Raw genomic sequence first — 26,207 nt, 5'->3', positions numbered from 1 at the left:
GCATGGCCATGGCCGACATGATGATCGACCGGAGGTTCCTGCTGGCGCTGCTTGGCGGCGTGGCCTGCGCGCCTGGCGCGCTTGCACGGTCGATGGGGCCGATCCCTGCGCCCGATCGTGAGGCGATGGTGCCGGTCAAAGGCGGGCGCATCTATGTGCGCGTCAACGGCGATCTGGCAGGCCCGCGCGCGCCGCTGATCCTGATCCATGGCGGACCGGGTGGCACGCATGCAGCGTTCCTTGCCGCGCTCTCCCTCGCCTCCGAGCGCGCGATCATTCTCTACGACCAGCTCGATTGCGGTCGATCGGACAGGCCGGACGATCCGGCAAACTGGACGGTCGAGCGCTTCGTCGACGAAGTCGATGCGATCCGCGCCTACTTCGCGATCGAACGCGTGCATGTGCTGGGGGCAAGCTGGGGCGGCACCGTCGCGCTCGAATATGGCGCGCGCCAACCCAAGGGGCTTGAGAGCCTGATCCTCGCCTCGCCGCTGATTTCGACGAAGAGCTGGCTGGCCGATGCGGCCATCCTGCGATCGGAGCTTCCGCCTGAAACGCGCGATACGCTTACGGCGTGCGAGACTGCGGCGACCCCGGCGCAACCCGTGTGCGACGCCGCCACCGCCGCCTTCTACAAGGCCTATAACCGGCGCGAACCGGCGTTCGACGAAGCGGTCGCCTACAAGGCGTCGATGCCGACGGCGTTCAGCAAGCATCTCTACGAGACGATGTGGGGCGCCTCCGAATTCGTCAGCACCGGGACGCTTCGCGATTATGACGGCGAACCGTTGTTGGCCCGGCTGCGCGCGCCGACGCTGTTCCTCGCCGGGCAATATGATGAGGCGCGGCCGGCGACCGTGGCGGGATTCGCCCGGCGCGTGAAAGGCGCGTCGTTTATCGAGATCGAAGGTTCGGCGCACGGGCTGTTCGACGATAGGCCCGAGGCGACACGTGCCGCCGTCGGCACATGGACAAGGGGACACGACAAGTCATGATCATCGCTGTCGACGGCCCGGCCGCCAGCGGCAAGGGCACAATCGCCCGCGCGCTCGCTGCCCATTACAAGCTGCCTTATCTCGACACCGGCCTGCTCTATCGCGCCGTCGCCCAGACGCTGATCGATCATGGCAAGGACCCGGCCAGCGAGAAGGACGCGCTCGCGGCCTGCCATTTCAAGGACAAGCTGTTCGCCGACCCGAGGCTGCGGAGCGCCGAGACCGGGCGGGCCGCATCGACGGTATCGGCCTTTCCGTCGGTTCGAGAAGCGCTGATCGAGCGCCAGCGCGCTTTTGCCGCGCAGCCCGGCGGCGCCGTGCTCGATGGGCGCGATATAGGGACAGTGATTGCGCCCGATGCCGATGCCAAGCTGTTCGTGCGCGCTACTTCGCAGATCCGGGCGCAGCGCCGGCACGACGAGCTTGCTGCGTCCGGATCGAAGACGAGCTTCGATCAGGTGCTCCGCGACATCAAGGAGCGCGACCTGCGTGATTCCACCCGTGCGACCGCGCCGCTGCGTCAGGCGGACGACGCAGTGCTGCTCGACACCAGCTATATGTCGATCGAGTCGGCCCTTCATCACGCGATCGATATCGTTGAATCCCGACTGAAAAATCGACGAACCGCATAGTTCTGCGCGACGAACGCCCCTGTTCGACTCATCCTAAAGGATGGTATTTCATCCGTTAGGATTAGTTCGGACGTGTAACGGGGCGGATGATCGAACAATTCACGCGACGGCAGATCGATACTGCGCTGGAGCATAACGATGTCGATCGCGCCGCTGTGATCGCCGAGGATGCGCTGCGTGAAGGCCAGCGCGATCCCATCTTGCTCAATCTCGCTGCATGGCGGTGCGAGGAAGCGGGCGATTATCGCGCGGCGTCCAGCCTGCTGGGGCAGGCGTTGCAGCTCAGCCCCGGCGATCCGCTGATCATTACCGCGATCGGCACGGTCCGGCGCAAGGAAGGGCGGCTGCAGGAAGCGCTCCAGACGCTCGATCAGGCGATCGGCATTGCCCCAAATTACGCCAATGCTTGGCTGGAACGCGCCTGTGCGTTCGAAGCCGGCGGCGCACTCGACGCCGCCGACATCAATTACCGCCGGGCGGCGGTGCTTGATCCTGAATGCGTTCCGGCGCTGGCAGGTATCGCGTGGATCGCCGCGCGCCGGTCGCAAAACGACGTCGGCCGCGAATTCGGCAATCGTGCGCTTGCACGCAATGCGCGCGATCCGGTGGCGACTGCGGCGCTTGCGCGGACCGACATACGCGAGGGGCTTGCCGGGCGGGCGATCGAACGGCTCGAGGCCTTGCTTGCAGACCCGAAGATTCTTCCTGAAAATAGGGTGATCCTGAACGAGCTTTGGGGGGATGCGCTTGATGCCGAGGGGCGGCACGCCGAAGCCTTCGAGGCTTATCAGGCGGCCAACGATGCAGCTTCGATCATCCACGACCGGCTCGCCTTCGGCGTGCGCAACGGGCTGAGTCAGACCGAGTTCATCGCGCGCATGTCGGCCGATCTTGCGGAGAGCGGTCTGGCGCCGGGCGCCAGTGGCGCCGGAATTGCGGGTGCGGCGCGGCAGCATATCTTCCTGCTCGGCTACCCGCGTTCGGGCACGACATTGGTCGAGAATATCCTCGCCAGCGCCAGCGACGTCGAAGCGCTAGAGGAAGCGCCGACGCTTGCCGACGCGGACCGGGCATTCCTGTCGGGCAACGATGGCCTTCGTCAACTGGGTGCGGCCGGAGAGGCGGAGCTGGACAAATATCGCATCGCTTACTGGCGTGGCATCGCCGCGCGCGGGCTCGATGTTGCGGGCAAGGGCTTCGTCGACATGGATCCGCTGAAGGGAATGAAGCTGCCGATCATCGCGCGGCTTTTCCCCAAGGCGCGGATCGTGGTGATGCGGCGCGACCCGCGCGACGTGGTGTGGAGCTGCTTCCACCACGGTTTCGCGCCGAGCGCTGCGGCTATCGAGTTCACCGATATCGAGCGGACTGCGCGCCATTATGACGCGCTGATGCGCTTCACCCGCCAGAGCATCGAGGCGCTCGGGCTCGACGTGCATATCCTGCGCTACGAGGATCTGGTCGTCGATTTCGACGCCGTGACGCAGCGCATGTGCGATTTCGTGGGGATCCAGTGGTCCCCTGCCCTGCGCGCCTTCGATCAGACGGCGAAGCGGCGTGGCATCACGACCGCCAGCGCCGATCAGGTCGGACGCGGCCTGTTCAATGGCGCAGGCCAGTGGCGGCGCTATCGCGATCAGATGGCGCCGGCGCTTGCCATCCTCCAGCCGTGGGTGGAAGAATTCGGCTATTCGGCGGAATAGCGCCTTTGCCTTGCCGAAGCGCGGCTTCGAGTTTATATGCGCGCCGTCCTGCGAGCGGAAAGGCTCGTGGAGGGGAAGGCGCGGAGGCATCGGCGGCAAGCCGATTTCGTCTCACGCGCCCTTTTCGCTTTTGCGATAGCGCCTTCACGAACCCTTTGCGCGCGCCGGATGCCGTGGGCGGCATGAGGCCCCTGCGGCGGCGTGGCCAAGACCACCGGAGACAACCGGTCGGCCAGCAAAATGAAGACAGGAACCAGTATTTATGGCCAGTACGGCATTTCCCACGCGCGACGATTTCGCGGCTCTCCTCAATGAATCTCTCGGCGGCGAAGACGAAGGCTTTGAAGGCCGCGTCGTCAAGGGCACTGTCACCGCGATCGAGAATGATCTCGCGGTCATCGACGTCGGCCTCAAGTCCGAAGGCCGCGTTCCGCTGCGCGAATTCGCTGCCCCCGGCCAGAAGGCCGACCTGAAGGTTGGCGACGAAGTCGAAGTCTATGTCGACCGCGTCGAGAACGTCCATGGCGAAGCGATGCTGTCGCGCGACCGCGCGCGCCGCGAAGCCGCATGGGACAAGCTCGAGTCCGAGTTCGGCGAAGAGAAGCGCGTCGAAGGCGTGATCTTCGGCCGCGTGAAGGGCGGCTTCACCGTCGACCTCGGCGGCGCCGTGGCCTTCCTGCCCGGCTCGCAGGTCGATATCCGCCCGGTCCGCGACGTGACCCCGCTGATGGACATCCCGCAGCCCTTCCAGATCCTCAAGATGGACCGTCGTCGCGGCAACATCGTCGTGTCGCGTCGCGCCGTGCTCGAGGAAACCCGCGCCGAGCAGCGCACCGGCCTCATCCAGTCGCTGCATGAGGGCCAGGTGATCGACGGCGTCGTCAAGAACATCACCGACTATGGTGCGTTCGTCGATCTCGGCGGCATCGACGGCCTGCTCCACGTTACCGACCTCAGCTACAAGCGCGTCGGCCACCCCAGCGAGATGATCAACATCGGCGACACCGTCCGCGTTCAGATCATCCGCATCAACAAGGACACGCAGCGCATCTCGCTCGGCATGAAGCAGCTCGAGAGCGATCCGTGGGACGGCGCGGCGGCAAAGTATCCGATCGGCGCCAAGCTGTCGGGCCGCGTGACGAACATCACCGAATATGGTGCCTTCGTCGAGCTCGAGCCGGGCATCGAGGGTCTGGTCCACGTCTCGGAAATGAGCTGGACCAAGAAGAACGTCCATCCGGGCAAGATCGTCTCGACCAGCCAGGAAGTCGACGTCGTCATCCTTGAGGTCGACCAGGAGAAGCGTCGCATCTCGCTGGGCCTCAAGCAGGCGATCAACAACCCGTGGGAGGCCTTCGCCGAAGCGCATCCGGTCGGCTCCGAGGTCGAGGGCGAAGTCAAGAACGCCACCGAGTTCGGTCTGTTCATCGGCCTCGACAACGATGTCGACGGCATGGTTCACATGTCGGACATCGCCTGGGGCATTTCGGGCGAAGACGCGCTCAACCTGCACCACAAGGGCGAGATGGTGAAGGCCATCGTGCTCGACATCGATGTGGAGAAGGAGCGCATCTCGCTCGGCATGAAGCAGCTTGAGCGCGGCGCCCCCGCAGCAGGCGTTTCGACCGACGCATCGCGTCTCAACAAGAACGCGGTCGTCACCGTCACCGTCCTCGAAGTTCGTGACGGCGGCCTCGAAGTCCAGGCCGGCGAAGACGGCGCGACTGGCTTCATCAAGCGCAGCGACCTCGGTCGCGACCGCGACGAGCAGCGTCCGGAGCGTTTCCAGGTCGGCCAGAAGTTCGACGCGATGGTTACCGGCTTCGATCGCTCGAAGAAGCCGACCTTCTCGGTCAAGGCGATGCAGATCGCCGAAGAGAAGCAGGCCGTGGCCCAGTATGGCTCCTCGGATTCGGGTGCGTCGCTCGGCGACATCCTCGGCGAGGCGCTGAAGGCTCGCGAGAACCGCTAATCGACGGTCAGGGCCACCCGCATCATCTTGTTATGATGCGGGTGGCCCCCCGAATGAATGATTTCCCCTCCGATACGGACCTGTTATTGAAGGGCCTAGCCGGGCGTCCGAGACCCGGCGGGATAAGCTGCTGGGTTGCAGGCTGAATCCCGGAACCGATGCGGTAAAACTGCACTGTTCCAGGGCTGACGCGCAGTCGTCGCTGCGCGTTCGTGCGACTGCAGAGGGTGACCATGATCCGTTCAGAACTCGTCCAGAAACTCTCCGAGGACCACCCCGATCTTTCGGGGCGTGAAATCGAGAAGATCGTCTCGATATTCTTCGATGAGATAAGCGAGCGGCTCGCCTCCGGCGGCCGTGTGGAGTTGCGCGGTTTCGGCGCTTTTTCGACGCGCCAGCGCGGCTCGCGCACGGGCCGCAACCCACGCACCGGCGAAACGGTCGATGTCGATGCCAAGCGCGTTCCCTATTTCAAGCCGGGCAAGGAAATGCGCGCGCGCCTGAACGTCTGATCGCAAGCGCTTGACGCGGCCGTCCTTCATGCCAAACGTCCGCGCCGCGCGGACGTGGCGAAATCGGTAGACGCAGCGGACTTAAAATCCGCTTCTCTGGGAGAGTGCGGGTTCGAGTCCCGCCGTCCGCACCAGCGATCAAATTGCATGCTTCGGCGCGCGTCGGGGGTTGGCGCGATGGCGTCGCCGCCATACACCCGAGCCTGACCTTGAGGCTGACAGCGCAATGATCTTCCGCATCGCCATCGCCGCCATCGCCGCCATCGCCCTGCTCGGCCTTGCCGGCTGCGGGAAGGATGCCGGCGCGCCGATCGATGTGAGTGTGATCGGCGGTTCCCTGTCGATCGCCGATCCCGATCGCGGGCCGATCAGCCCGGCGCAGGGCGTGCTGCTAGGGGCGGTTGCCGAGGGGCTGGTCGCGATGGACGCGACGGGCCAGATCGAGCCCGGGCTCGCCGAGCGCTGGATCGTCACCGACGACGGGCTCAGCTACATCTTCCGGTTGCGCAGGGCCGCGACCGCTTCAGGCAAGCCGATCGACGGCGAACGCATCGTCCAGCGCCTGCGCGCCGCGATCGCACGCAACAGCCGCAACGCGTTGAAGCCGGCGCTCGAGGCGATCGACGACATCGTTGCGATCACCCCCGAAGTGATCGAGGTGCGGCTGAAGACGGTCCGCCCACCCCTGCTCCATCTGCTCGCCCAGCCCGAAATGGCAGTATTGCTGCGCGGCGAAGGCGCCGGGCCGTTCCGCATGGGTACGACGCGTCACGGTGCGACGCCGCTATCGCCGATGCCTGCGCCCGATGACGATCCCGACGATCCTGCCACGCGCGGAGCGCATGTCATGCTGCGCGCCGATCGTGCGGCGGTCGCGGTGATCCGCTTCGCGCAGGGTGATGCGGATCTCGTGCTCGGCGGTGATTTCCTGACGCTGCCGCTGGTGCGCGCGGCCGATTTGCACGCGCGCGGCCTCCGGTTCGATCCGGCGGAGGGTCTGTTCGGGCTCCAGATCGTCGGCGCCGGGAAGTTTTTCGCCGATGCCGACAATCGTCGCGCGCTCGCCATGGCGATCGACCGGAAGGCGATCCTGGATCGGGTCGGCGCCCCCGGATCGACCCCGACCTTCGCCGTGCTGCCCGAGCGCTATCGGTCCGCCGCAGACCCGGTGACGCCGGGCTGGGCATTGCTCAGCCTCGACCAGCGCGTCGCGACGGCGCGTTCGACGATCGACGCCTGGCGCGGCGGATCGGGGGCGCCGCCTCCGGTGCGCGTGTTCATTCCCGCCGGTTCGGGCGGGCGCCTGCTGCTGGCGCGGCTTGCGGCGGACTGGGGGGCTCTCGGGCTCACGGTCGAAAAGGCAGCGTCTGCCGAGACGGCCGATGTGCTGCTCGTCGATCGCGTCGCGCCGGCGCCGAGCGCGATCTGGTATCTGCGCATGGCGGCCTGCACGAGCGCCGGCGATTGCGAGCCCAATGTCGGCGCGGCGCTCGACCGCGCGACGGCCGCGACCGATCTCGCGGCACGCGGACAGGCGCTGGCCGACGCCGATCAGGCGCTGAGCGGGTCGGCGCGCTTCATCATCATCGGGCGTCCGATACGCTGGTCGCTCGTCTCGCGCCGGTTGGGGCAGTTCCGCGAGAATCCGCGCGCCTGGCATCCGCTCAATCATCTGCTGGGGCCCGCCAGCTAGAAAATGCGCGAAACGCTCCCATATCCTCGGGCAGGAGGAGTGGAGCCCAGATGGACATCAATCAGGAAGCCTTTGCGCGGGTGATGGATACGCTGCCGGTCGGGCGCGATCCGCAGTCGATCCGCAAGCGCGTCGAGGCGATGGAAGTGCTGCTGGAGCGGCTCGTCGTGATCCCCGGCATCAACCGGCCGGTGGGGCTCGACGTGATGCTCAACATCATTCCCGTGGTCGGCGACCTGATCGGCACCGCGATGGGCGCCTGGATCGTCTGGGAAGCGCGCAACCTTGGCATGTCCAAGTGGCAGATTGCGCGCATGGCCGGCAATGTCGGCATCGATACGCTGCTGGGCGCGATCCCCTTCGTCGGCGCGATCCCCGATTTCTTCTTCCGGTCGAACAGCCGCAACCTGAAGATCATCCGCAAGCATCTCGACCGTCGCCATCCCGGCACGGTGACGATCGAAGGCTAACGCCAGATCCTGAGGCGCGCGCCTGGCGGCATCCCGCCGCTGTTGGGTTTGCAGCGCGTGTAGCGGCGGCCCTTGTCCAGGCAGAGCCAGACTTCCTCGAGCCAGCCCTGGCGATTGGCCCGGACCTTGACCATGTCCGCGCGCAGGCCGGGATTTGCGGCGGCGAAGGCCTGCGCGAAACGGCCTGCGGTTATGACGGGCGCACGCGACAGTGTCTGCATGTCAGGATAGCGCAGCTTGTTGTAGAGCGCGGTGGCGGCGGCGAAATAATCCTCGGGCCGCCTCGACATGCAGGGGCCATGCTTGGCCCATTCGTGCTGGAGACGCTGAACCACCGGTGTCGCGCAGATATTCCGGCGGATGACGGCGGGCGGGAGCAGTGCGACGGGTGCGCAATATTGCGGCCAGCTTGCCCCTTCCCCATCGGGCCACAGCCCGTGGAGGAAGAAGCCGAAGCGGTTGCCCGACGCGCAGAGGAAACGATTATCGGGATTGCGGCCATAGGCGCGGCATTCCTGCGGCGCCCAGATCAGCGCGAGCGTGTAGGAGCCGATGGGCATCCGGCGCACCGGCTCCTTGTCGCTGGGCCCGTCGAAGACCGGGCGGGGAAGCTGCGCCGGCACCTCGCATTTGAGCGCCTGCGCGCTCGCCATGACCGGCGTCAGCAAAACGAGAAGCGCGGCGATCAGGCTACGCATTGGCGAAATCGAGCCCGATGTCGGCGGCGGGGGCCGACTGGGTGAGACGCCCGACCGAGATGTAGGTGACGCCCGATTCGGCGATCGCGCGGATCGTATCGAGCCGGACCCCTCCCGATGCTTCGGTCGGCACGCGGCCGCCGACCAGCGTGACCGCGCCGCGCAGCGTCGGCGGGTCCATATTGTCGAGCAGCAGATGCGTCGCGCCCGCCGCGAGCGCAGGTTCGATCTGGTCGACGCGATCGACCTCCACGATGATCCGCGCGATGCCGGCGTCGCGCGCGCGGCGGACCGCTTCGCCGACACCGCCGGCGACCGCGACATGATTGTCCTTGATCATCGCCGCGTCCCACAGGCCCATGCGATGATTGGTCGCACCACCCATCCGCGTCGCATATTTTTCGAGGAGGCGAAGGCCGGGGATCGTCTTGCGCGTATCGAGCAGGATCGCGCCCGTGCCCTCGATCGCATCGACATATTGCCGCGTGAGCGTCGCGATGCCGCTCAGATGCTGGACGGTATTGAGCGCCGAGCGTTCGGCGGTGAGCATTGCGCGCGCAAGCCCGTGAAGGCGAAGTAGATCGCTGCCCGCCCGCACGCGATCGCCGTCCTCGACCAGCCGCTCGATCCGCACGTCCGGATCGAGCGTGCGAAAGAAGGCTTCGGCGATCGGCAAGCCCGCGACGGTCACGGCGTCGCGACTGTCCATCACGCCATCGAAACGCGCCGTGGCGGGGATGACGGCCTGCGAGGTGATATCGCCGCCCACGCCCAGATCCTCCGCCAGCGTTGCGCGGACGAAGGCATCGGGGTCGAAGCCCGGAATGGCGGAAATGCGTGTCATGGCCGGGCGAAGTTGACAAAGTTGACAGGCTGGAGCGGCATCGGCCCAGCCTGCGCATCGGGGCGGGCAAAGGCGAACATCGAGGGGCTTGGGCGGTGCATGGCATGCACCCTAGCGACGGGGCGCCGGGTAGGACAGCCCTGCCCGGCTTGCCGCCCCTCGCGGTTCAGTCGCCGCTGACCTTGGCCGGGCCGAGATCGCCCTGCCCCACGGTCGCGCTTGCCATTTCGAGCATGCGATCGAGCGACTTCTTCGCGCCGAGGCGCAGTTCCTCGTCCATCTCGATGCGCGGCTCGAGATCGCGGAGCGCGACATAGAGCTTCTCGAGCGTGTTGAGCGCCATATAGGGGCAGATGTTGCAGTTGCAGTTGCCGTCCGCGCCGGGCGCGCCGATGAAGGTCTTCTCCGGAACCGCCTTTTCCATCTGATGGATGATGTGCGGTTCGGTCGCGACGATCAGCACGTCGCCCGGCATCGTCTTGGCATAGTCGAGGATACCGCTGGTCGACCCGACATAATCGGCATGATCGACGATCGAAGGCGGGCATTCGGGATGCGCGGCGACCGGCGCATCGGGATATTGCGCCTTCAGCTTGAGCAGCTCGGTTTCCGAGAAGGCTTCGTGGACGATGCACACGCCCGGCCACAGCAGCATCTCGCGCCCCAGCTTGCGCGTCAGATAGCCGCCCAGATGCTTGTCGGGGCCGAAGATGATCTTCTGCTCCCTGGGGATCTGCGCGAGGATCTTTTCCGCCGAGGACGAGGTGACGATGATGTCGCTCAACGCTTTCACATCGGCCGAGCAGTTGATGTAGGTGAGCGCGATATGATCGGGATGCGCTTCCCGGAACGCCCTGAACTGATCGGGCGGACACGAATCCTCGAGGCTGCAGCCGGCATCGAGATCGGGCAGGATCACGATCTTCTCGGGGGAAAGGATCTTGGCGGTCTCCGCCATGAACTTGACGCCGCAGAAGGCGATGACGTCGGCGTCGGTCGAGGCGGCCTTGCGCGACAGATCGAGGCTGTCGCCCACGAAATCGGCAAGATCCTGGATCTCGGGCTTCTGGTAATAATGCGCGAGGATCACGGCATTGCGCTCCTTGCGCAGCCGGTCGATCTCTGCCCGGAGGTCCAGCCCCTTCAGGCTGCCGCCGATACCGCCACGTGCGTCCATTTCACTCCCACCATCACGCCTGACTCGCCGGGTGACATGGCCCGTCTTCAGCCGGGGTTCAAGGGCGATCGGGCTTCAAAGGAACGGCGGATCAGTTCGCGTTGCCGAGCACTTCGCCAAGGCTGCGCGAGCGATCCATCTGGCGATCGTCCGGCGTCTCGTCGGCGAAGCGTGCCTCGACGGTCGCGTCGAGCCCCGCCGCGCGCAGCGGCATGGCGAAGCTGCGTTCGACCGCGCGGCGCGTGGCATCGCGCGCGAGGCGCATCGGCACGGGCTCGCGCGCCTGGCGGACGAGCTCGTCCTGCCCGGCCTTGCGATTGGCGTCGTCGAGCGTCTGGCGCGCATCGGTGAGGCTGAGCAGCAGGCCGCCATCGTCATATTGGCGGATCTGGTTCAGATCGATCTGCGGGCCGACGATCTCGACCGGCGGCAGCGTGACGCTCAGCACTTTCGTTGCGGCATCCCATTTGACGTCGCGCTGGTTGAGCTTGCTGAGATCGACTTCGTAGCGGACCATGCCGGGCATGATCAGCGTGCGTTCGGCGCTCAGCATCCCGGCAAGGCGCTGCTGCTTCGAGGTGACGACGGCGACGTAGCGCGCGGCAAAGGCCGAAAGGCGGTTCTGCTCGCGCAGACCCTGCAGGCTGCTCGACACGATCGTCTCGGGCGCGGGCGCCAGCTTGTTCTCGACATAGCGCGCGGCGAGCAGGAAGGCCCCGCCGGCGATGACGACCGCGCCGAGGATCGCGAGCAATATCTTGCCGACGGTGCCCATCAGTCGCGCTTCAGCCATTGTTCGCCCTCCGCGGCCACGACGCCGCGTTCCTGAAGATCGATCAGATGCGCGAGCACCGATCGGCCTGCCGCGCCGTTGAGGCGCGGATCGAGGCCGACATACATGCGCTCGACAAAGCCGGATATGGTCTGCGGCCCTTCCCCCAGCAGGCGGAGGATCTGGCCTTCGCGCTGGCGCCGATGGCCGGCGAGACCGCGCACGAGGCGCTGGGGCCGATCGACGGGGTCGCCATGCGCGGGATAATAGATGCGGTCCTCGCGGCGCGAGAGCCTGTCGAGGCTCGCCATATAGTCGGCCATGTCGCCGTCGGGGGGCGAGATCACCGTCGTCGACCAGCCCATGACATGATCGCCGGTGAAGAGCGCGCCGCTTTCGGGCAGCGCGAAGCAGAGATGGTTCGAGGTATGGCCGGGGGTGGCCACCGCTTCCAGGGTCCAGCCCGGCCCCGAGACGGCTTCGCCATCGCCGAGCACGCGATCGGGCGCATAGCCGCGATCGAAGGCGGCATCGGCGCGCGGGCCGCTGTCGTCGAGCACGAGCGGCGCGCAGCCGACGATCTCGGCGCCCGTCGCGGCCTTGAAGGCGATGGCGGCGGGGCTGTGGTCGCGGTGGGTGTGCGTGCACAGGATGGCCGAGACGGTCTCGCCCTCGACCGCGCGGAGCAGCGCCGCGACATGATCGGGATCGTCGGGGCCGGGATCGATCACCGCAACCGTCCCCTCGCCGACGATATAGGTCTGCGTGCCCGAATAGGTGAAAGCGGACGGATTGGGCGCGAGCACGCGACGAACCAGCGGTTCGAGCGTGATGACGCGGCCGACGGGGAATTGCTCCATGCGCCCGATGTGGCGATTTTTGCGCCGCGTGCAAGCGGCATACCCGGCGGAAGCAGCCTTGGTGAAGGCACCCAGGGGACGAGAGCCTTGCTTCCGCCGGGGTCCGGCCGGACCTTATTGAGCCTTGAGCTCGGCGATCTTGCGATCGACCTCGGCCAGCGCCTGCGCGCGGGCGTCCTCGGTCAGCGCGCGGGCGTCGATCGCGGTGATGCTGATGCGCGCGGCCTTGAGCGCCTCGATCGTCGTGCGGCGGATCTCGGCTTCGTCGATGCCGCCATTCTCGCAGACAACCACGCGCTGGACCTTGTTGCCCTTGCTGTCGTCGCTCATGCTCGCCTCCATTTTCCCACCCTTGCAGTCCCGCATCACGATCTGCATCCGCAGCCCGTGCATCTGGCGCCGCGCATCGGCCATGGCGCGCTTGGCCTCGGCATTGGCGAGCGCGGATTCGCGGAACGACTGGCTCATCTCGCGCCGGGCCTCGGCCATCGCGGCCTGAACTTGGGCGGAGATGGTGTCGCCATCGACCCACACGCTCTTTTCGTGACGGGCGCTGGGCGGCGACGGCGGCACGGGAGGGGCCGGCGGAGCCGGGGGTGCGGGCGGCGGCGCGATGTCGGCATCCGACCAGTCGTCGACCTTCGCAGGCACCTTGGGTGGTTCGGCGAGCGCGACCTGCTCGGCCGGCTCGGCCTCCGAAATGGGTGAGACAGGCGAAACGGGGGGGAAGGACGTCCAGCCGGTCGTGCGGGCTACGGCCTGCTTCATCTCGGCCTTGACCGCCTGCTTGGTTTCGGCCGCGATCCCTCCCGACGCGGTGAGCAGCAGACCGCCCCCGGTCAGCAGCGTCGCGAGCGCCGCGCCGATCCGCACTGCACGGTCGCTCGGCCGACTATGTGCCATCATCTTCAATCTCCTCTTGAGGTCATCCCCGGCCCCAAGTGCGCACGCCGCCATCGGCAGACGGTCGCAGGTCGATTTCAGAAGCGCCGATCCATAGGCATGGCGTTCGGCGGGTGTCGCTTTCGCCAGCACGATCGCGTCGCAGGCCAGTTCCTGGTCGACGCGGAAGGCGCGGTGGGCGCGCCAGGCGATCGGATTGAACCAGTGCAGCGAGAGCATGACGAGCGCGGCGAGGTTCGCCGACATGTCGCAGCGGCGGTGATGCGCCGTTTCGTGCGCCAAGGCGAGGCGAAGCTCGTCGGCGTCGTAGCGGCGGCGATAATCCTCGGGCAGCACGATCGTCTTGACGAAGATGCCGGTGGCAAAGGGGCCGCGCACGGCGGGGCTGGCGCAGACCTCGATCCGATTGTTGTCGAGCATGGGCAGCGGCGTCGCGCGGCCGATCGTTCGCCGGACGAACAGGCTGTAGCTGCCGAGATGCCAGACGAAATGGATGAGCGCGCCGCCGAGCCAGACCGCGAGCATCAGCCCCAGCCAGTCGAAGCCGGCGACGGGTGCGGCAACCTGCGATGCGGTTTCGCGGACGATCTCGATCTCGAAGGGCGAAGGCACGGCCTGCGGGATCGCGGCCATCGGGTGCGGCGCGATCCACGCCGGGAGCGACGGCAGGATCATGCGCAGTGCAGGCAACAGCCACAGCGCATAGGCGACGCGCGGCCCGAAGGTTCGGCTGACCGGCCCGCGCAAAAGCAGCACTACGGCCATCAGTAGCGTCGTCGCGAACAGGGTTTCTGCGATCCATCCCGTCATTGCTTCAGCTCCCTCAGCAATGCCTCGATCTCGGCGATGTCATCGGGCGTGAGCCCTTCGCTCTGCGCGAAATGCGCGACCAGCGGCGTCAGACGGCCACCGAACAAGCGCTCGACCAGCCGGCGCGACTCGCTTGCGGCATGATCGGCGCGCGCGATGGCTGGACGGTAGAGATAGCGACGGCCATCCTCCTCATGCGCGACGGCGCCCTTGGCGACGAGCCGCGCGAGCAAAGTCTTGACCGTAGAAGCATTCCAGCCGCGCGTCGGATCGACGCGATCGGCGACATCGTTGGCGGTGAGTGGGCTGGCATCCCACAGCACGTCCATCACCGCATATTCGGCGTCGCTGATCCGCTCCGGGGTCGACTTGGCTACATCTGTGGTCATGGCGATTACAGATGTAGTCAATCGGCTGAACGGCAGGTGAACGGAGTCTCTCCACCTTTTGTCGGATAGTTTTACAAATGGCCCGGATGGTTAACACGCATTGACCTTCGAGCCCCGCGCTTTTCCGGGCGTGGAGGCAATTGGCACGCAGGCTGCACAGTGATGAGCGGTTCCAAAGCCAAGTATAGAGCGGTGGGCCGGCAGCTGTTCCCGATCTCGCGCCGGCCCACCCTCACCCGCCCCCGACATCGAAACCGGACAAACAAAAAGGCCGCCGCCCTGCGAAGGCGACGACCCTGATGTTTTTCGAATGAGCCCGGATCAGGCGGCTTTGGCGACGCCCTTGTCGGCCATCAGCTGCGCCAGCTCGCCGCTTTCGTACATCTCCATCATGATGTCCGATCCGCCGACGAATTCGCCCTTCACATAGAGCTGGGGGATGGTCGGCCAGTCCGAGAAGGCCTTGATGCCCTGGCGGATGCCCTGATCCTGAAGGACGTCGACGCTTTCATAGGCGACGCCGATGCGGTCGAGGATCGCGATCGCGCGGCTCGAAAAACCGCACTGGGGAAAGAGCGGCGTGCCCTTCATGAAGAGAAGAACGTCGTTCGATGCGACGAGATCACCGATCCGCGCCTGGGTTTCGTCGGTCATTGCCTGTTCCATGTCCCGCCTGGATAATGTTTCAGCTCGCAACATCGCCACGCGATGCGGTCAATTCAAGGGGTCGGAACCCCGGTGGTGAGCTGAAGCGCGTGAAGCACGCCGCCCATGCGCCCATCGAGCGCGGCATAGACCGCCTGATGCTGGCGCACGCGCGGCATGCCGCGGAAGCTCTCGCTCACCACGCGCGCGGCATAATGATCGCCGTCGCCCGCGAGGTCGGTGATCTCGACCAGCGCGTCGGGGATGGCGGCGCGGATCATCGCCTCGATCTCGTCGGCCTGCATCGGCATGGGATTACTTCTGCGCCTCGATGAACTGGCGGCGCGCCTCGACCGTCTTGTCCTCCAGCGCCTTGCGCACGGCTGCATCGTCGATATCGATGCCGGCCGAGGTCAGGTCGCCGAGCAGCTTGCGGATGACGTCCTCGTCGCCCGCTTCCTCGAAATCGGCCTGGACGACGGCCTTGGCATAGGCGTCGGTTTCCTCGGCGGTCAGCCCCATCTTCTCCGCCGCCCACTGGCCGAGCAGGCGATTGCGCCGCGCCGTGATGCGGAACTCGATATCCGAATCATGCGCGAACTTGGCTTCGAAAGCGCGCTCACGGTCGTTGAAACTGGTCATCACTCATATCCCCGTCGGAAACCCATGCCGCCCAGATAGGGCGAGCGCCGCCGGGGCGCAATGTCAGGCAGGCGTGACGACGAGCTTGCCGATCGCTCCGCGCCCGCCCAGCTTGGCGATCGCATCGCCGCCGCGCGCGAGCGGGAAGGTCTCGGTCACGCGCGGGCGGATCTTGCCTTCGCTCCACAGGCGGAACAGCGTCTCGACATGCGCGGCGTTGGCCTTGGGATCGCGCATCGTGAAGGCGCCCCAGAAGACGCCGCAGACATCGCAGCTCTTGAGCAGGGTCAGGTTGAGCGGAAGGCGCGGGATACCGGCGGGGAAGCCGACGACCAGATAGCGCCCTTCCCACGCGATGGCGCGCAAGGCGGGTTCGGCATAGTCGCCACCGACCGGATCGTAGATGACATTGAAGCCGCCCGGGCCGGCCTTCTCCTTGAAGGCATCGGCGAGCGCCTTCGACTGGTCCTTGTCGAACGGCGCGCGGCCATAGATGAGCACGTCGTCCGCGCCCGCGTCGCGCGCGGCGGCGGCTTTCTCCTCCGACGAGACGGCGGCGACGACGCGTGCGCCATAGGCCTTGCCGAGTTCGATGGCGGCGATGCCGACGCCGCCCGCCGCGCCGAGCACCAGAAGGCTGTCGCCCGCCTTCAGATGCCCGCGATCGAGCAGCGCGTGGATCGTCGTCGCATAAGTGAGGAGCAGTGCGGCCGCTTCGGTCATCGAGCGGCCCTCGGGCACCTTGAAGGCGCGCGCGGCCGGAACCGCGACTTTCTCGGCAAGGCCGCCCGAAGTGATCAGCGCGATCACCTTGTCGCCCGGCGCATAGCCGGTGACGCCCTCGCCCACCGCCTCGATCACACCGGAGACCTCGCCGCCGGGGGCGAAGGGGCGTTCGGGGCGGAACTGATATTTGTCCTCGATGATCAGCACGTCGGGATAGTTGATCGCGCAAGCCGTTATCGCGACGAGAAGCTCGCCCTTGCCGGCGACGGGATCGGGCACATCGGCCAGCTCGAGCGTCTCCGGGCCGCCGACGCTGCGCGACAACAAGGCTTTCATTGCATTCTCCCTCGGATCCTTGGCCTTTGGGTTAGCAAGCCCGACCGCCTGCGCAAAATCCCCTACGGCATAGCGGGATGGCGGAACGGCGCGCGATCAGGCCGCGATTCGCGGATGGCGGTCCTCGCCGCCATGATCGCCGCCGATCAGGTTCTGGAGATCGACGAGGCCGACGAGCAGCGAAAAGCCACGCGGCCCCGCGATGTAGCGCGGTTCCCAGACCGGGCCGAACTTGTCCTTGTAGGCGCGCAGCCCCGCGAAGGCGTAGAAGCGATCACCATGGCGGAAGATGAAGGATGCCGCCTTCGCCCACATCGGCGACAGTCGCCGCGCCTCGATCCCCGACAGCGGGGCGACGCCGAGGCTGAACCAGCCGAAGCCCTGCGCGCGGCCCCAGAGCATGAGTTGCGCGAAGAGATAGTCCATCGTCCCCGGCGGCATGGCGTCGACGTTGCGCATCAGATCGACGGAGAGTTCGTTATGGTTGGCGGTTGCCCAGATATTGGCGAAGGCAACGATCCGGCCCTCGTGACGTACGACGGCGCAATCGAAGCGCGCCATATAGGCGGGATCGAAGCGGCCGAGGCTGAAGCTTTTCTCGCCATGGCCCTTGGCGGCGAGCCACTGGTCGGAAATGGCGCGAAGCTCGTCCATGATCGCTGGAACGTCGGCCGCGAGGATGATTTCGAAGCTGACCCCGTCGCGCTCGGCGCGGCGCGCTGAATGGCGGAGGTTGCGCCGTGCCGAGCCGTCGAGCGAGAAGTTGGCGAGCGGGATGCGCGCTTCCTCGCCATATTTGACGATGTTCAGCCCCATCTCGATCGCCAGCGCGACGCCTTCGATACCGAGCTGGTAGAGCAGCAGCCTGCCCTGCGCCGCGTCGGCGCGCGCCCGCATAGCCCAGAGCAGGCCGGGCCAGGCTTCGCGCGGCCCGACGGGATCGCCCATCACGATCCAGCTCGCGCCCTTCACCTGATACATGAGGAAGGCATCGCCGGTTTCGGCGACGAGGAAGCGCTTGTCGCCGGTCCAGGCAAGCATCGCATCGGTGCGGTCGCAATCGGCGAAGGCGCGATCGGCGACGTCTGCAGGCAGTTCGGTGGTTTCCGCCAGGACGCGCGCGGGCGACATCAGCCGCCAGACGGCGATGCCGATCAGCAGCACGCCGGCGGCGAGGCTGGCGCGCAGGAAGCGCGACGCATCGGAGCGCATGGTGAAATGCCACCAGAGATCGTCCTGATAGGCGACATGCTTGTAAGCGAAGAAGCCGATCCACAGCGACACCCCGAACGCGGCCGCCGTCGCCACCAGCCAGCCGGGGCTGAGCGGTTCGGCAGTGAGCGCGGTGCGGCGGTAGAAGGCCGGGCGCGTCCATTGCAGCAGGCCGGCGATGACGAGGAGAACCGCAGCTTCCTCATAATCCAGCCCCTTGGCGATCGAAAAAACCGCGCCCGCGAGCAGCAAGGCGCGCGTCGCGAACCATGCGCCGTCGAGGCGGCGGAGAAGCCCGGGCGCGAGATAGAGAAGCGCAGTGCCGACGAGGCTTGCGGCGATGTGCGAAGCCTCGATGAACGGCATGGGCGCGAAGGCGTGGAGCGCGCGCAGGCGCTCCGGCAACGCGGGCAGCGAGCCCGATACGAGCAATACCACGCCGCCGGCAAAGGTGATGGCGCTGAGGAACAGCGGGGCGACGCCATAGGCGACCGACTGGACCCCGGACCAGCTCTTGCGGAGCGCGCGCCCCTCGACCGCGAGCATGATGATCGCCGCGACGCCGAGCGGCAGCAGATAATAGACGACGCGGTAGATAAGGAGGGCCGCGAGCAGCGCCGCATGATCGCCGGGGACGGCGGCGACGATCATCGCCTCGAAGATGCCGAGGCCGCCGGGAACATGGCTGATCAGCGCGGCGATGATCGCGAGTGCATAGCCGAGGAAGAAGGCCGGATAGGCGTGAACCGCGGCCTCGGGCACCAGCACGAACAGGGCGGCGCTGGCAGCGGCGAGATCGATCGCCGCCACGCCGGCCTGCGCCATGGCCTGTTTTGCCGACGGGAGCGGAAGCGACCAGCTTCCCAGCTTCAGCACCCGGCCCCCCGGCCCTGCGGCGATGACGAGCGCGATCCAGCCGGCGATGACCGCGCCGCCGATCATCCGGGCCGGTGCCTGACCAAGCCGGTATCCGCCAAGGTCGATCGAGCCGCCATGGACCAGCATCGCGATTGCCGCGACGAGGATCACGCCGGTCCAGAAAGTCACCCCGGCGATCGCGACGACGCGCGCGACATCCGCAGCGTCGAGGCCTTCGCGGCTGTAGATGCGGTAGCGCGCCGAGCCGCCGGTCAGCACCGAAAGGCCGAAATTATGGCTGAGCGTGTAGCTGGCGAACGAGGCGAGCGCGGCCTTGCGCCAGCCAAGCGGCTTGCCGATCACACCAAGCGCGATGCGATCGTAGAAGGTGAGCGCCAGATAGCTGATCGCGGTGAGCGCGCAGGCGGCGGCGATGCGAACCGGCGGCAAGGCATCGAAGGCCCTGATCACGGCGTGCGCGCTCACCTCGCGCGTCAGGTGATGCATGGCGAGATAGCCGACGAGGATCAGCGCGATCAGGACGGTGCCAACGATCGCGCCGCGATAGCGGTGCAGCCTCATGCGCAAAGCGCCGACGACGCTGGGCTGGTCTTCGGTCATGGCGCGAAATGGCCTGACGCGCTGTCGTCGATGGCCTTCAGCAGCGCCGCGTGGACGGCATCGACATCGCGGTGCATCGGGTGCCCGCCGGGCAGATCGACGCGGCGAAGATGCGGCAGATTGAGCAGCGGACAGAGGCTGTTGGTTTCCTCGACGCCACGCACGCAGAGCACATCGACCCAGTCGAGCTTGCTCGCGGTCGGAAGCGCATCGGCGTCGGGTTTCTGGAAGCCGAACAGCTCGCTCGGCGACGCGCGGTAATCGACGGTATTTTCAGGCACGATCAGCGCGACGAGCCGGACGCGCCGGCGCAGGTCGGCGGGCAATCGGGCAAGCCCGACATGGAGCATGTCGGCACCGAATGACTGGCCGACGAGAATGAGATGTTCGGCCTTGCCGATCGCAAGCGCCCGGCGCGCCGCCTGCTCGACGAGCGCGGCGGTTTCCACCGGCGTGCGGCGCGTTCGATAATAGGCCAGCGAGTTGACGCCGACGACGGCAATGCCGTCCTTCGCCAGACGCCCGGCGATCTGCGGCCCCATCCCGACCCCCAGGCCCATGTCGCCAGAAAGGAGAATGGCGACTGTCCCCTGCCTGCCTTGGCGCGCCGGGCCGGTGGCAGGAAAATTGGTGAAAACCGTACCGCCCAGATAGCCGATATAGAAAAAGGCGAGGATGACGAGTGCGGCCAGGGCAGCAGCGATCGCGGCGAGCCAGCGGCCGATACGCCGTTGCGGGCGCGCGCGTGCGGCAATCTCCTCCATGTCGGACACGCTATATCCCCCCGCCTTCGCACGCCGTGTATCGAAGGTGAAACATTGGTCATCCGGCGCTCATTCGGGTGTCAGGCTGACCTGGCTATGTCAACCGCATGGCAAGCCGGGCGAATGACAGCGAAATGGACGGCAGAAAGTCCCCCCGGCAGCTTCGGGGGACGATATGCGCGCGCACGGTCGCGTGGGCCCTGCTGGCACTGCTCGTCTGCTGCCTGCCCGCCGCATGGGTGCTCATCGCGCGGCCCGATCTGCTCCATACGGGCAAGCCCCGCCTCGCCCTGCCCGACGTCACCGTCGAAGCGACGCCCGACCCCGTCAATCATGACGGTCAGGCGCTGCTCGTCACCAGCCTGCGATCGGGCGCGGCGGCGGCGCGCGAGGGGCTTCGCGTGGGCGATCTGATCGAGGGCATCGACGGTCGTTCGGTCGCGACGGTCGACGAACTGGCCCGCGCGCTTGCCGACGATCGAAACATGGTGTTGACGCTTCACCTGCGTCGCGGCGATCATCCGCTCGACATGCGGCTTGATCGCCGTGCCGCGGGAGGAGCGAATGGCTCATAAGATATTGCTGGTCGAGGACGACGAATCGACCGCCGCCTATATCGCCAAGGGGCTGAGCGAAGAGAGCTTCACCGTCGACGTCACGCACAACGGCCGCGACGGTCTGTTCCACGCCATCGACGGCGCCTATGACGCGATCATCCTCGACAGGATGCTGCCCGGCATGGACGGGATGGCCGTGCTCGCCGCGATCCGCGCCGCCAAGGTCGAGACGCCGGTGATCATCCTGTCGGCGCTCGCCTCGGTCGACGATCGCGTCGGCGGGCTGACGGCGGGGTCTGACGACTATCTGACCAAGCCCTTCGCCTTTGCCGAGCTGCTGGCGCGGCTGCGGTTGCTGCTGCGGCGCGGATCGGGCGCCGCGCCGGAAACCAAGCTGGCCTGCGACGATCTCGAGATGGACCTGCTCGCCCGCAAGGTCCGCCGCGCAGGGCAGCCGATCGACCTGCAGCCGCGTGAGTTCCGCCTGCTCGAATATTTGCTGCGCCACAAGGAGCAGGTGGTGACGCGCACGATGCTGCTCGAAGGCGTGTGGGATTATCATTTCGATCCGGGCACCAACGTGATCGACGTGCATGTCAGCCGGCTGCGCAAGAAGCTCGACGAGGGCTTTGCGCGGCCGCTTCTCCATACCGTGCGCGGCGCAGGCTACAGGCTCGGCGTCGGCGACTGATGGCGGGGCTTCGCCTGCCGCCGCTCATCCACTCGGCCACATTCCGCTTCGCCGCGCTGGTGTTCGCGCTCCAGCTCGTCGCGGCGGGACTGATCATGCTCGCCGTGCGCCAGCTGACGCAGGACGAGCTGATCGGGACGACGCGCGCGCTGGCGATCGAGCTGCGCGACGACCTGCGCTCCACCTATGCGCAAGGCGGCGCCGCCGCGCTGGAAGCGACGATCCGTGCGCGGCTGGCGGCCTCGGACAAGGACGAGACGGTGCTGCTGTTCGCGCGTGCCGACGGGTCGCCGATCATCGGCAATCTGGGGGCCTGGCCCCCGCCCGTCCCCGGCGACGCGCAGTGGCGGATCATCAACCTCTACCGCGTGGATCGCGACAAGCCCGAACAGATGGGGCTCGTCGCGACGCAGTTGCCCGATGGAACGCGGCTGTTGGCCGGGCATGTGATCGAGAACAGCCTGCGGCTCAACCGCATCCTCGAAGGTGCGATGCTGAGCGCGCTGCTGCTCGCCTTGCCGCTGGCGCTGGTCGGCGCGGCGATCGCCGCACGCACGATCAGCGGGCGGCTGCAGCGGATCAACCAGACGGCGCGCGCGGTCAGCGAAGGCGATCTGTCGCAGCGCGTGGCGCCCGACGGGAGCGGGGACGCCTTCGAGACGCTGGGCCTGTCGATCAACGCGATGCTCGAGCGGATCGAGGCGCTGGTCGGCGAGCTCAGGATCATCACCGACGGGCTGGCGCATGATCTTCGCTCTCCCCTGACCCGTCTCAAGGCGCGGCTCGATCGTGCCATCGACGAGATTGGCGACAAGGATGAGCAGGGCCTGCTCCCTGCGGCACAGGCGGAAGCGGACACGCTGCTCGCCATGCTGGGCACTGCGCTCCAGATCAGCCGCGCCGAGGCCGGGATCGGGCGCGATCGCTTCACGACGACCGATCTGGGCGAGATGGTGAGCGATATCGGCGAGATGTACGGTCCGCTGGCCGAGGAGCGCGGTTTCTCGATCGAGACGCAGGCTTCGGGCGCGCTCACCCTGCCCGTCCACCGCGAGTTGACGGGCCAGGCGATCGCCAATCTCGTCGACAATGCGCTCAAATATGGCGGCGGGCGCATCCAGTTGCTCGCGCGCCGCGAAGGGCCATGGGCGGAAATCATCGTCGCCGACGACGGCCCCGGCATCCCGCCCGAGCGGCATGCCGAGGCGCTCCGTCGCTTCGGCAGGCTCGACGCCGCGCGCCATATCGGCGGTGCGGGGCTTGGGCTCGCGCTCGTCGGGGCAGTCGCGCGGCTTCATGAAGGCAAGATCGCGCTGGAGGATAACCGCCCCGGCCTGCGCGTCGTGCTGTCCATCCCTGCCGAGGTAGACGCGGCCTGACCGGCTATTGCTGCGCGGCGACCTTGCCGCTGCGCTCCAGCTTGCCCCAGCCGACCCACGGACCGCTCATCGCCGCGCCGACCGCGCGGATCACGACCGAATACATGAGTTGGCGGTAGACGAAGCGCTGGGCGAGCAGCAGGCCGACGGGGAAGCGCTTCTCGCGTGGCTCCAGCCGGTAGGCGATCCACCCGCAGACCACGTCGATCGCGGTGAAGGCCAGCCAGTAGACCGCCATGCGCAGCAGATCCGAATGGGTTTGCGCCCAGCCATGCTGGTTGACTTTGATCGCCGTCGAGATCGCGCTCGTCACCAGCGCCAGATCGATGACCGGCGAGATGAGCGCGAAGACGATCTGGAACAGCCACGCCTGCGGGATGCCGACGAGCGCGAGGCCGGCGGGCTTGCGCGTGCGCAGGATCGAGCGGTGCTTCCACAGGCACTGGAGCGTGCCGAACGCCCAGCGGAAGCGCTGCTTGGCGAGCGCGCGCAGCGTTTCTGGCGCTTCGGTCCAGGCGACGGCATCGACATCGTAGCTGACGAGCCAGCCCTTGCGCTGGATCGCGATGGTCAGATCCTGATCCTCGGCGAGTGTATCGACCGGATAGCCGCCGACATCGTCGAGCGCCTTGCGCCGCCACGCGCCGACCGCGCCGGGGACGACGGTGATCGCGTCGAAGCGGTCGAGCGCGCGCCGTTCGAGGTTCTGCGCGGTGACATATTCGACCGATTGCCAGCGCGTGGCGAGATTGATGCGATTGCCGACCTTGGCATTGCCCGCGACGGCGCCGATCCGGTCGTCGGCGAACCAGCGCGCGAGGCGCGCGATCGTCTCTGGCTCGAACTGGGTATCGGCATCGAGCGCGACGATGATGTCGCCATTGGCGAGCTTCAGCGCCTGGTTGAGCGCATGCGCCTTGCCACCGTTCTGCAGCGTGAGCAGGCGCACGCGCGGATCGGCGGAGAAGGCCTTTGAGACGATGTCGCTGGTGCCGTCGGTCGATCCGTCGTCGACGACGATGACCTCGAGCTTCACATCGGTGCTGGCGAGGACGCGGTTGACCGACGCCTCGATCACGCGGGCCTCGTTGAACGCCGGGATGATCACCGAGACGAAGCGGTCGGGATCGATCGCCGGGGGCATCGGGCGATTGGCCTTGGCGTTGGAGCGAACGGCGAGTGCCGCGATCAGCACGGCACGGCCGATGCCGAGCGTGATCGCGACGAAGAACAGCCATTTGAGCAGCCAGAGCAGGCCGGCGATGACGAGGAAGATGCCGACGTCGGCGCGCACCGCGACCAGATCGGCGCCAGCGACGGGCGGCATCGCCTGCTGGGGCGTGAGCCCGGCCAGCTCGGACACCGTGACGAACTGGTAGCCGCGCGCCTTGAGCTGATCGATGATCTTCGGCAGCGCATCGATGGTTTCGGATCGGTCGCCGCCGCCGTCGTGGAGCAGGACGATCTGGCCAGACCGTTCCTCGTCGCCTGCCTCGACGCCGCTGACCGCGTTGTTGATGATCGCGTCGACGCCGGGCCGCTGCCAGTCCTCGCTGTCCACATGCAGGCCGACATTCACATAGCCCGCCTGCTGCGCCAGCCATGCCGGTACCAGTTCGTCGGCGGTCGTCGGCTCGGCGTCGCCGAAATAGGGCGCGCGGAACAGCCGAACCGAACGTCCGGTATAGGCTTGGATCAGGCGTTGCGTCGCGTTGAGCTCGATCCGCGTCCCGCGCGCCGATTCGAGCGCGAGATTGGGGTGCGTGTAGCTGTGGCTGCCGACTTCATTGCCTTCGCTGATGATACGGTTGAGCAGCGCCGGGTGCGCCATGGCGTTCTCGCCGATGACGAAAAATGTGCCCGGCACGCCCTTCTGCTTGAGGATGTCGAGGATCTTCGGCGTCCAGTCGGCATCGGGGCCGTCATCGAAGGTCAGCGCGATCTTGCCGGGGATATAGCCGGTGCGGCGGACGACATAGGGCGTCGGCAGCTTCGAGAAGACCTCGTCGCTGATCAGCCCGCGCGAATCGACGGTGATCGCGCGCTTGCCGTCGGTCGGGACGCTGTCGATGTGCAGGATCTCGCCATTGCCCTCGACATCGACATTGCCGACGGGAACTACGTCCGAGATGTTCGGCACCTGCGCCTTGCCGTAGGCAGCGAGCACCGGCCAGATGCCCGGATCCTCGCTGCCGAGGCGCCAGAGCGAGATGCCGCCGACGCCGGCCATGTGCGTTGCGCGGAGCTGGTTCCACGCCGATGCCGCGTCGAGGATCCAGACATGATGGGCGACGCCGCCTTCTTCGTAGGAGAAGGTCGCGTTCCCGCTCGCCTGATCGAACTTGATCGCCGCGTCGCTGTCATGTGCCGCGAGCCAGGCCTCCTCGACCGACAGCGCATCGACCTCGCCGTGCCAGTCATAGGCATAGCTGCCGATCGCCATGATCGCCTTGGCCGGTCCTATCGCCTTCACCGAGGCGCGGAGCTGCTCGACGAACCAGGGCTGCGATGCGATCGGGCCGGGCTCTCCGCCCATATAATGTTCGTCATAGTTCATGACGAACAGCCGGTCGGCGACGCGCGCATAGGCTGCGAGGTTCCAGTCGGGATCGCCGACGGGTACGGTCGCGGTGACGAGCAGCCCCTGCGGATTGAAGCGCGCGCGTGCTTCGGACAGGAAGCGCTGATAGTTGCGATGCGCGTTCGCGGGCAGATCCTCGAAGTCGAAGACGACGCCCGCCGCATGCTCGGCGGCAAGCATCTGCGCCGTCTGATCGAGCACCTTCTTGCGCGCCGCGGGGTCGGCGAACATCGCGGCCGCTCCCTTGCCGTCCCAACCGCCGTCGGCCGCATTCTGCAGCATCGGCAGCACCTTCGGGCGCTGCATCTGGCTGTTCACGATGCGCGTGAAGATCGGGTCATGGCGATAGCGGAAATCATGGTTCGGCCCGGTGACCGTCGACAGCCCGGGGATCACCCAGTCGAGCTGCTTGACGTTGCGCTGGAGCGAGGCGCGGCTGCCATCGTCCCACGGCACGTAGAAGGCCGAAACGATGGGGTTGTCCGCTCCGCGCGGCGCCGGGGTCTTGGGGAGCCAGCCGAGCTTGCGCTCGGCATCCTTCACGCCGCGCGACAGGCTATGGCGGATCTTGGCGATCTGGGCCGGTAGCGGGCGCGGCTGCGGGCGTTCCATGCGCAGGGGCAAGGGATCGGGCACCGGCACCGCGACGATGCTAGCGCCGAGCACGACGGCTGCACCCGCGATGACGAGCAGCAGCGCGAAGATCGCGCGCAGCATCCATTTGCGTCTTTTGCCGCTGGCGTCGAAGAAGATTGGCCTGGTCAT

Annotated in this window: 24 protein-coding genes and 1 tRNA gene; 11 read left to right on the top strand and 14 right to left on the bottom strand. The window is 66.9% G+C overall.

Features of this window, described 5'->3' with window-relative positions; genetic code table 11:
- The first annotated feature begins 2 nt into the window (after nt 1-2).
- From AC3WT0_RS00985 to AC3WT0_RS00950, 8 genes are all read left to right on the top strand, one after another.
- A complete protein-coding gene (locus AC3WT0_RS00985) occupies nt 3-995 on the top strand; it encodes a proline iminopeptidase-family hydrolase (protein WP_492750704.1) in 993 nt (330 codons plus the stop codon).
- Complete coding sequence (cmk, locus tag AC3WT0_RS00980) at nt 992-1,627, top strand: (d)CMP kinase (protein WP_492750702.1); 636 nt, start codon at nt 992-994, stop codon at nt 1,625-1,627. The genes AC3WT0_RS00985 and cmk overlap by 4 nt, the downstream gene beginning before the upstream one ends.
- A gap of 86 nt (nt 1,628-1,713) precedes the next feature.
- On the top strand, nt 1,714-3,330 hold the full coding sequence (locus tag AC3WT0_RS00975) for a tetratricopeptide repeat-containing sulfotransferase family protein (RefSeq protein WP_492750701.1): 1,617 nt from the start codon (nt 1,714-1,716) through the stop codon (nt 3,328-3,330).
- Between the two features lie 262 nt (nt 3,331-3,592).
- The gene (gene rpsA / locus AC3WT0_RS00970; RefSeq protein WP_492750699.1) at nt 3,593-5,302 is read left to right on the top strand and encodes a 30S ribosomal protein S1; all 1,710 of its coding nucleotides are present in this window, start codon (nt 3,593-3,595) and stop codon (nt 5,300-5,302) included.
- Between the two features lie 233 nt (nt 5,303-5,535).
- Nucleotides 5,536-5,814, top strand: a complete 279-nt coding sequence (locus AC3WT0_RS00965; RefSeq protein WP_492750697.1) for an integration host factor subunit beta — start codon at nt 5,536-5,538, stop codon at nt 5,812-5,814.
- A gap of 48 nt (nt 5,815-5,862) precedes the next feature.
- Nucleotides 5,863-5,948: transfer RNA gene (locus AC3WT0_RS00960), tRNA-Leu, on the top strand.
- Nucleotides 5,949-6,040: 92 nt separating this feature from the next.
- Nucleotides 6,041-7,507, top strand: coding sequence for an ABC transporter substrate-binding protein (locus AC3WT0_RS00955; RefSeq protein ID WP_492750696.1), 1,467 nt, complete (start codon nt 6,041-6,043; stop codon nt 7,505-7,507).
- 50 nt (nt 7,508-7,557) lie between these two features.
- Nucleotides 7,558-7,977 carry a DUF4112 domain-containing protein gene (locus AC3WT0_RS00950; protein ID WP_492750695.1) on the top strand — a complete coding sequence of 140 codons (420 nt, stop codon included), beginning with the start codon at nt 7,558-7,560 and terminating at the stop codon, nt 7,975-7,977.
- On the opposite strand, the gene AC3WT0_RS00945 is transcribed toward AC3WT0_RS00950, so the two are convergent.
- The 13 genes from AC3WT0_RS00945 to AC3WT0_RS00885 all read right to left on the bottom strand — a co-directional run bounded on the left by AC3WT0_RS00945 (nt 7,974) and on the right by AC3WT0_RS00885 (nt 20,234).
- The gene (locus AC3WT0_RS00945; RefSeq protein WP_492750694.1) at nt 7,974-8,675 is read right to left on the bottom strand and encodes a ribonuclease T2 family protein; all 702 of its coding nucleotides are present in this window, start codon (nt 8,673-8,675) and stop codon (nt 7,974-7,976) included. The two genes, AC3WT0_RS00950 and AC3WT0_RS00945, sit on opposite strands and share 4 nt — an antisense overlap.
- Complete coding sequence (gene nadC, locus AC3WT0_RS00940) at nt 8,668-9,519, bottom strand: carboxylating nicotinate-nucleotide diphosphorylase (protein ID WP_492750693.1); 852 nt, start codon at nt 9,517-9,519, stop codon at nt 8,668-8,670. The genes AC3WT0_RS00945 and nadC overlap by 8 nt, the downstream gene beginning before the upstream one ends.
- Before the next feature lie 166 nt (nt 9,520-9,685).
- Nucleotides 9,686-10,696, bottom strand: a complete 1,011-nt coding sequence (gene nadA, locus AC3WT0_RS00935; RefSeq protein ID WP_492750691.1) for a quinolinate synthase NadA — start codon at nt 10,694-10,696, stop codon at nt 9,686-9,688.
- A 91-nt stretch (nt 10,697-10,787) separates the two neighbouring features.
- On the bottom strand, nt 10,788-11,489 hold the full coding sequence (locus AC3WT0_RS00930; protein WP_492750690.1) for a DUF4230 domain-containing protein: 702 nt from the start codon (nt 11,487-11,489) through the stop codon (nt 10,788-10,790).
- Nucleotides 11,471-12,328 (bottom strand): MBL fold metallo-hydrolase, encoded by an 858-nt coding sequence (locus AC3WT0_RS00925; RefSeq protein ID WP_492750688.1) that lies wholly within the window; start codon nt 12,326-12,328, stop codon nt 11,471-11,473. Before AC3WT0_RS00925 ends, AC3WT0_RS00930 begins: the two co-directional genes overlap by 19 nt.
- A 114-nt stretch (nt 12,329-12,442) precedes the next feature.
- On the bottom strand, nt 12,443-14,041 hold the full coding sequence (locus AC3WT0_RS00920) for a M56 family metallopeptidase (protein ID WP_492750686.1): 1,599 nt from the start codon (nt 14,039-14,041) through the stop codon (nt 12,443-12,445).
- Nucleotides 14,038-14,430 (bottom strand): BlaI/MecI/CopY family transcriptional regulator, encoded by a 393-nt coding sequence (locus tag AC3WT0_RS00915; protein WP_492750685.1) that lies wholly within the window; start codon nt 14,428-14,430, stop codon nt 14,038-14,040. The genes AC3WT0_RS00920 and AC3WT0_RS00915 overlap by 4 nt, the downstream gene beginning before the upstream one ends.
- Before the next feature lie 321 nt (nt 14,431-14,751).
- Complete coding sequence (gene grxD, locus AC3WT0_RS00910) at nt 14,752-15,084, bottom strand: Grx4 family monothiol glutaredoxin (protein WP_492750684.1); 333 nt, start codon at nt 15,082-15,084, stop codon at nt 14,752-14,754.
- Nucleotides 15,085-15,149: 65 nt separating this feature from the next.
- Nucleotides 15,150-15,386 (bottom strand): BolA family protein, encoded by a 237-nt coding sequence (locus AC3WT0_RS00905; protein WP_492750682.1) that lies wholly within the window; start codon nt 15,384-15,386, stop codon nt 15,150-15,152.
- Between the two features lie 4 nt (nt 15,387-15,390).
- Complete coding sequence (locus AC3WT0_RS00900; protein ID WP_492750679.1) at nt 15,391-15,717, bottom strand: DUF1476 domain-containing protein; 327 nt, start codon at nt 15,715-15,717, stop codon at nt 15,391-15,393.
- Nucleotides 15,718-15,780: 63 nt separating this feature from the next.
- A complete protein-coding gene (locus tag AC3WT0_RS00895; RefSeq protein WP_492750678.1) occupies nt 15,781-16,779 on the bottom strand; it encodes an NADPH:quinone oxidoreductase family protein in 999 nt (332 codons plus the stop codon).
- Nucleotides 16,780-16,875: 96 nt separating this feature from the next.
- Nucleotides 16,876-19,470, bottom strand: a complete 2,595-nt coding sequence (gene mprF / locus AC3WT0_RS00890; protein WP_492750677.1) for a bifunctional lysylphosphatidylglycerol flippase/synthetase MprF — start codon at nt 19,468-19,470, stop codon at nt 16,876-16,878.
- Nucleotides 19,467-20,234, bottom strand: coding sequence for an AcvB/VirJ family lysyl-phosphatidylglycerol hydrolase (locus AC3WT0_RS00885; RefSeq protein ID WP_492751181.1), 768 nt, complete (start codon nt 20,232-20,234; stop codon nt 19,467-19,469). The genes mprF and AC3WT0_RS00885 overlap by 4 nt, the downstream gene beginning before the upstream one ends.
- 134 nt (nt 20,235-20,368) lie before the next feature.
- Between AC3WT0_RS00885 and AC3WT0_RS00880 the strand changes: the two genes are divergently transcribed.
- The 3 genes from AC3WT0_RS00880 to AC3WT0_RS00870 are packed head-to-tail and all read left to right on the top strand — an operon-like array spanning nt 20,369 to nt 22,861.
- Complete coding sequence (locus AC3WT0_RS00880; protein ID WP_492750675.1) at nt 20,369-20,809, top strand: PDZ domain-containing protein; 441 nt, start codon at nt 20,369-20,371, stop codon at nt 20,807-20,809.
- On the top strand, nt 20,799-21,482 hold the full coding sequence (locus tag AC3WT0_RS00875) for a winged helix-turn-helix domain-containing protein (protein WP_492750674.1): 684 nt from the start codon (nt 20,799-20,801) through the stop codon (nt 21,480-21,482). Before AC3WT0_RS00880 ends, AC3WT0_RS00875 begins: the two co-directional genes overlap by 11 nt.
- Nucleotides 21,482-22,861, top strand: coding sequence for a sensor histidine kinase (locus AC3WT0_RS00870; protein ID WP_492750673.1), 1,380 nt, complete (start codon nt 21,482-21,484; stop codon nt 22,859-22,861). Before AC3WT0_RS00875 ends, AC3WT0_RS00870 begins: the two co-directional genes overlap by 1 nt.
- Before the next feature lie 4 nt (nt 22,862-22,865).
- Here AC3WT0_RS00870 and AC3WT0_RS00865 read toward each other — a convergent pair whose 3' ends face one another.
- A complete protein-coding gene (locus tag AC3WT0_RS00865; RefSeq protein ID WP_492750672.1) occupies nt 22,866-26,207 on the bottom strand; it encodes a trifunctional glycoside hydrolase family 18/polysaccharide deacetylase/glycosyltransferase family 2 protein in 3,342 nt (1,113 codons plus the stop codon).

It is taken from the genome of Sphingomonas sp. EU05-FHT14C10 (assembly GCF_058790595.1).
The sequence above is the reverse complement of the archived record's forward strand: the minus strand, read 5'-3'. Positions and strand labels throughout refer to the sequence as shown.

Excerpts from the sequence above, each read along its gene's own strand:
- AC3WT0_RS00985 (WP_492750704.1), top strand. The coding sequence starts at position 3 with ATGGCCATGGCCGACATGATGATCGACCGGAGGTTCCTGCTGGCGCTG.
- cmk (WP_492750702.1), top strand. The coding sequence starts at position 992 with ATGATCATCGCTGTCGACGGCCCGGCCGCCAGCGGCAAGGGCACAATC.
- AC3WT0_RS00975 (WP_492750701.1), top strand. The coding sequence starts at position 1,714 with ATGATCGAACAATTCACGCGACGGCAGATCGATACTGCGCTGGAGCAT.
- rpsA (WP_492750699.1), top strand. The coding sequence starts at position 3,593 with ATGGCCAGTACGGCATTTCCCACGCGCGACGATTTCGCGGCTCTCCTC.
- AC3WT0_RS00965 (WP_492750697.1), top strand. The coding sequence starts at position 5,536 with ATGATCCGTTCAGAACTCGTCCAGAAACTCTCCGAGGACCACCCCGAT.
- AC3WT0_RS00955 (WP_492750696.1), top strand. The coding sequence starts at position 6,041 with ATGATCTTCCGCATCGCCATCGCCGCCATCGCCGCCATCGCCCTGCTC.
- AC3WT0_RS00950 (WP_492750695.1), top strand. The coding sequence starts at position 7,558 with ATGGACATCAATCAGGAAGCCTTTGCGCGGGTGATGGATACGCTGCCG.
- AC3WT0_RS00945 (WP_492750694.1), bottom strand. The coding sequence starts at position 8,675 with ATGCGTAGCCTGATCGCCGCGCTTCTCGTTTTGCTGACGCCGGTCATG.
- nadC (WP_492750693.1), bottom strand. The coding sequence starts at position 9,519 with ATGACACGCATTTCCGCCATTCCGGGCTTCGACCCCGATGCCTTCGTC.
- nadA (WP_492750691.1), bottom strand. The coding sequence starts at position 10,696 with ATGGACGCACGTGGCGGTATCGGCGGCAGCCTGAAGGGGCTGGACCTC.
- AC3WT0_RS00930 (WP_492750690.1), bottom strand. The coding sequence starts at position 11,489 with ATGGCTGAAGCGCGACTGATGGGCACCGTCGGCAAGATATTGCTCGCG.
- AC3WT0_RS00925 (WP_492750688.1), bottom strand. The coding sequence starts at position 12,328 with ATGGAGCAATTCCCCGTCGGCCGCGTCATCACGCTCGAACCGCTGGTT.
- AC3WT0_RS00920 (WP_492750686.1), bottom strand. The coding sequence starts at position 14,041 with ATGACGGGATGGATCGCAGAAACCCTGTTCGCGACGACGCTACTGATG.
- AC3WT0_RS00915 (WP_492750685.1), bottom strand. The coding sequence starts at position 14,430 with ATGACCACAGATGTAGCCAAGTCGACCCCGGAGCGGATCAGCGACGCC.
- grxD (WP_492750684.1), bottom strand. The coding sequence starts at position 15,084 with ATGACCGACGAAACCCAGGCGCGGATCGGTGATCTCGTCGCATCGAAC.
- AC3WT0_RS00905 (WP_492750682.1), bottom strand. The coding sequence starts at position 15,386 with ATGCCGATGCAGGCCGACGAGATCGAGGCGATGATCCGCGCCGCCATC.
- AC3WT0_RS00900 (WP_492750679.1), bottom strand. The coding sequence starts at position 15,717 with ATGACCAGTTTCAACGACCGTGAGCGCGCTTTCGAAGCCAAGTTCGCG.
- AC3WT0_RS00895 (WP_492750678.1), bottom strand. The coding sequence starts at position 16,779 with ATGAAAGCCTTGTTGTCGCGCAGCGTCGGCGGCCCGGAGACGCTCGAG.
- mprF (WP_492750677.1), bottom strand. The coding sequence starts at position 19,470 with ATGACCGAAGACCAGCCCAGCGTCGTCGGCGCTTTGCGCATGAGGCTG.
- AC3WT0_RS00885 (WP_492751181.1), bottom strand. The coding sequence starts at position 20,234 with ATGGAGGAGATTGCCGCACGCGCGCGCCCGCAACGGCGTATCGGCCGC.
- AC3WT0_RS00880 (WP_492750675.1), top strand. The coding sequence starts at position 20,369 with ATGGACGGCAGAAAGTCCCCCCGGCAGCTTCGGGGGACGATATGCGCG.
- AC3WT0_RS00875 (WP_492750674.1), top strand. The coding sequence starts at position 20,799 with ATGGCTCATAAGATATTGCTGGTCGAGGACGACGAATCGACCGCCGCC.
- AC3WT0_RS00870 (WP_492750673.1), top strand. The coding sequence starts at position 21,482 with ATGGCGGGGCTTCGCCTGCCGCCGCTCATCCACTCGGCCACATTCCGC.
- AC3WT0_RS00865 (WP_492750672.1), bottom strand. The coding sequence starts at position 26,207 with ATGACCAGGCCAATCTTCTTCGACGCCAGCGGCAAAAGACGCAAATGG.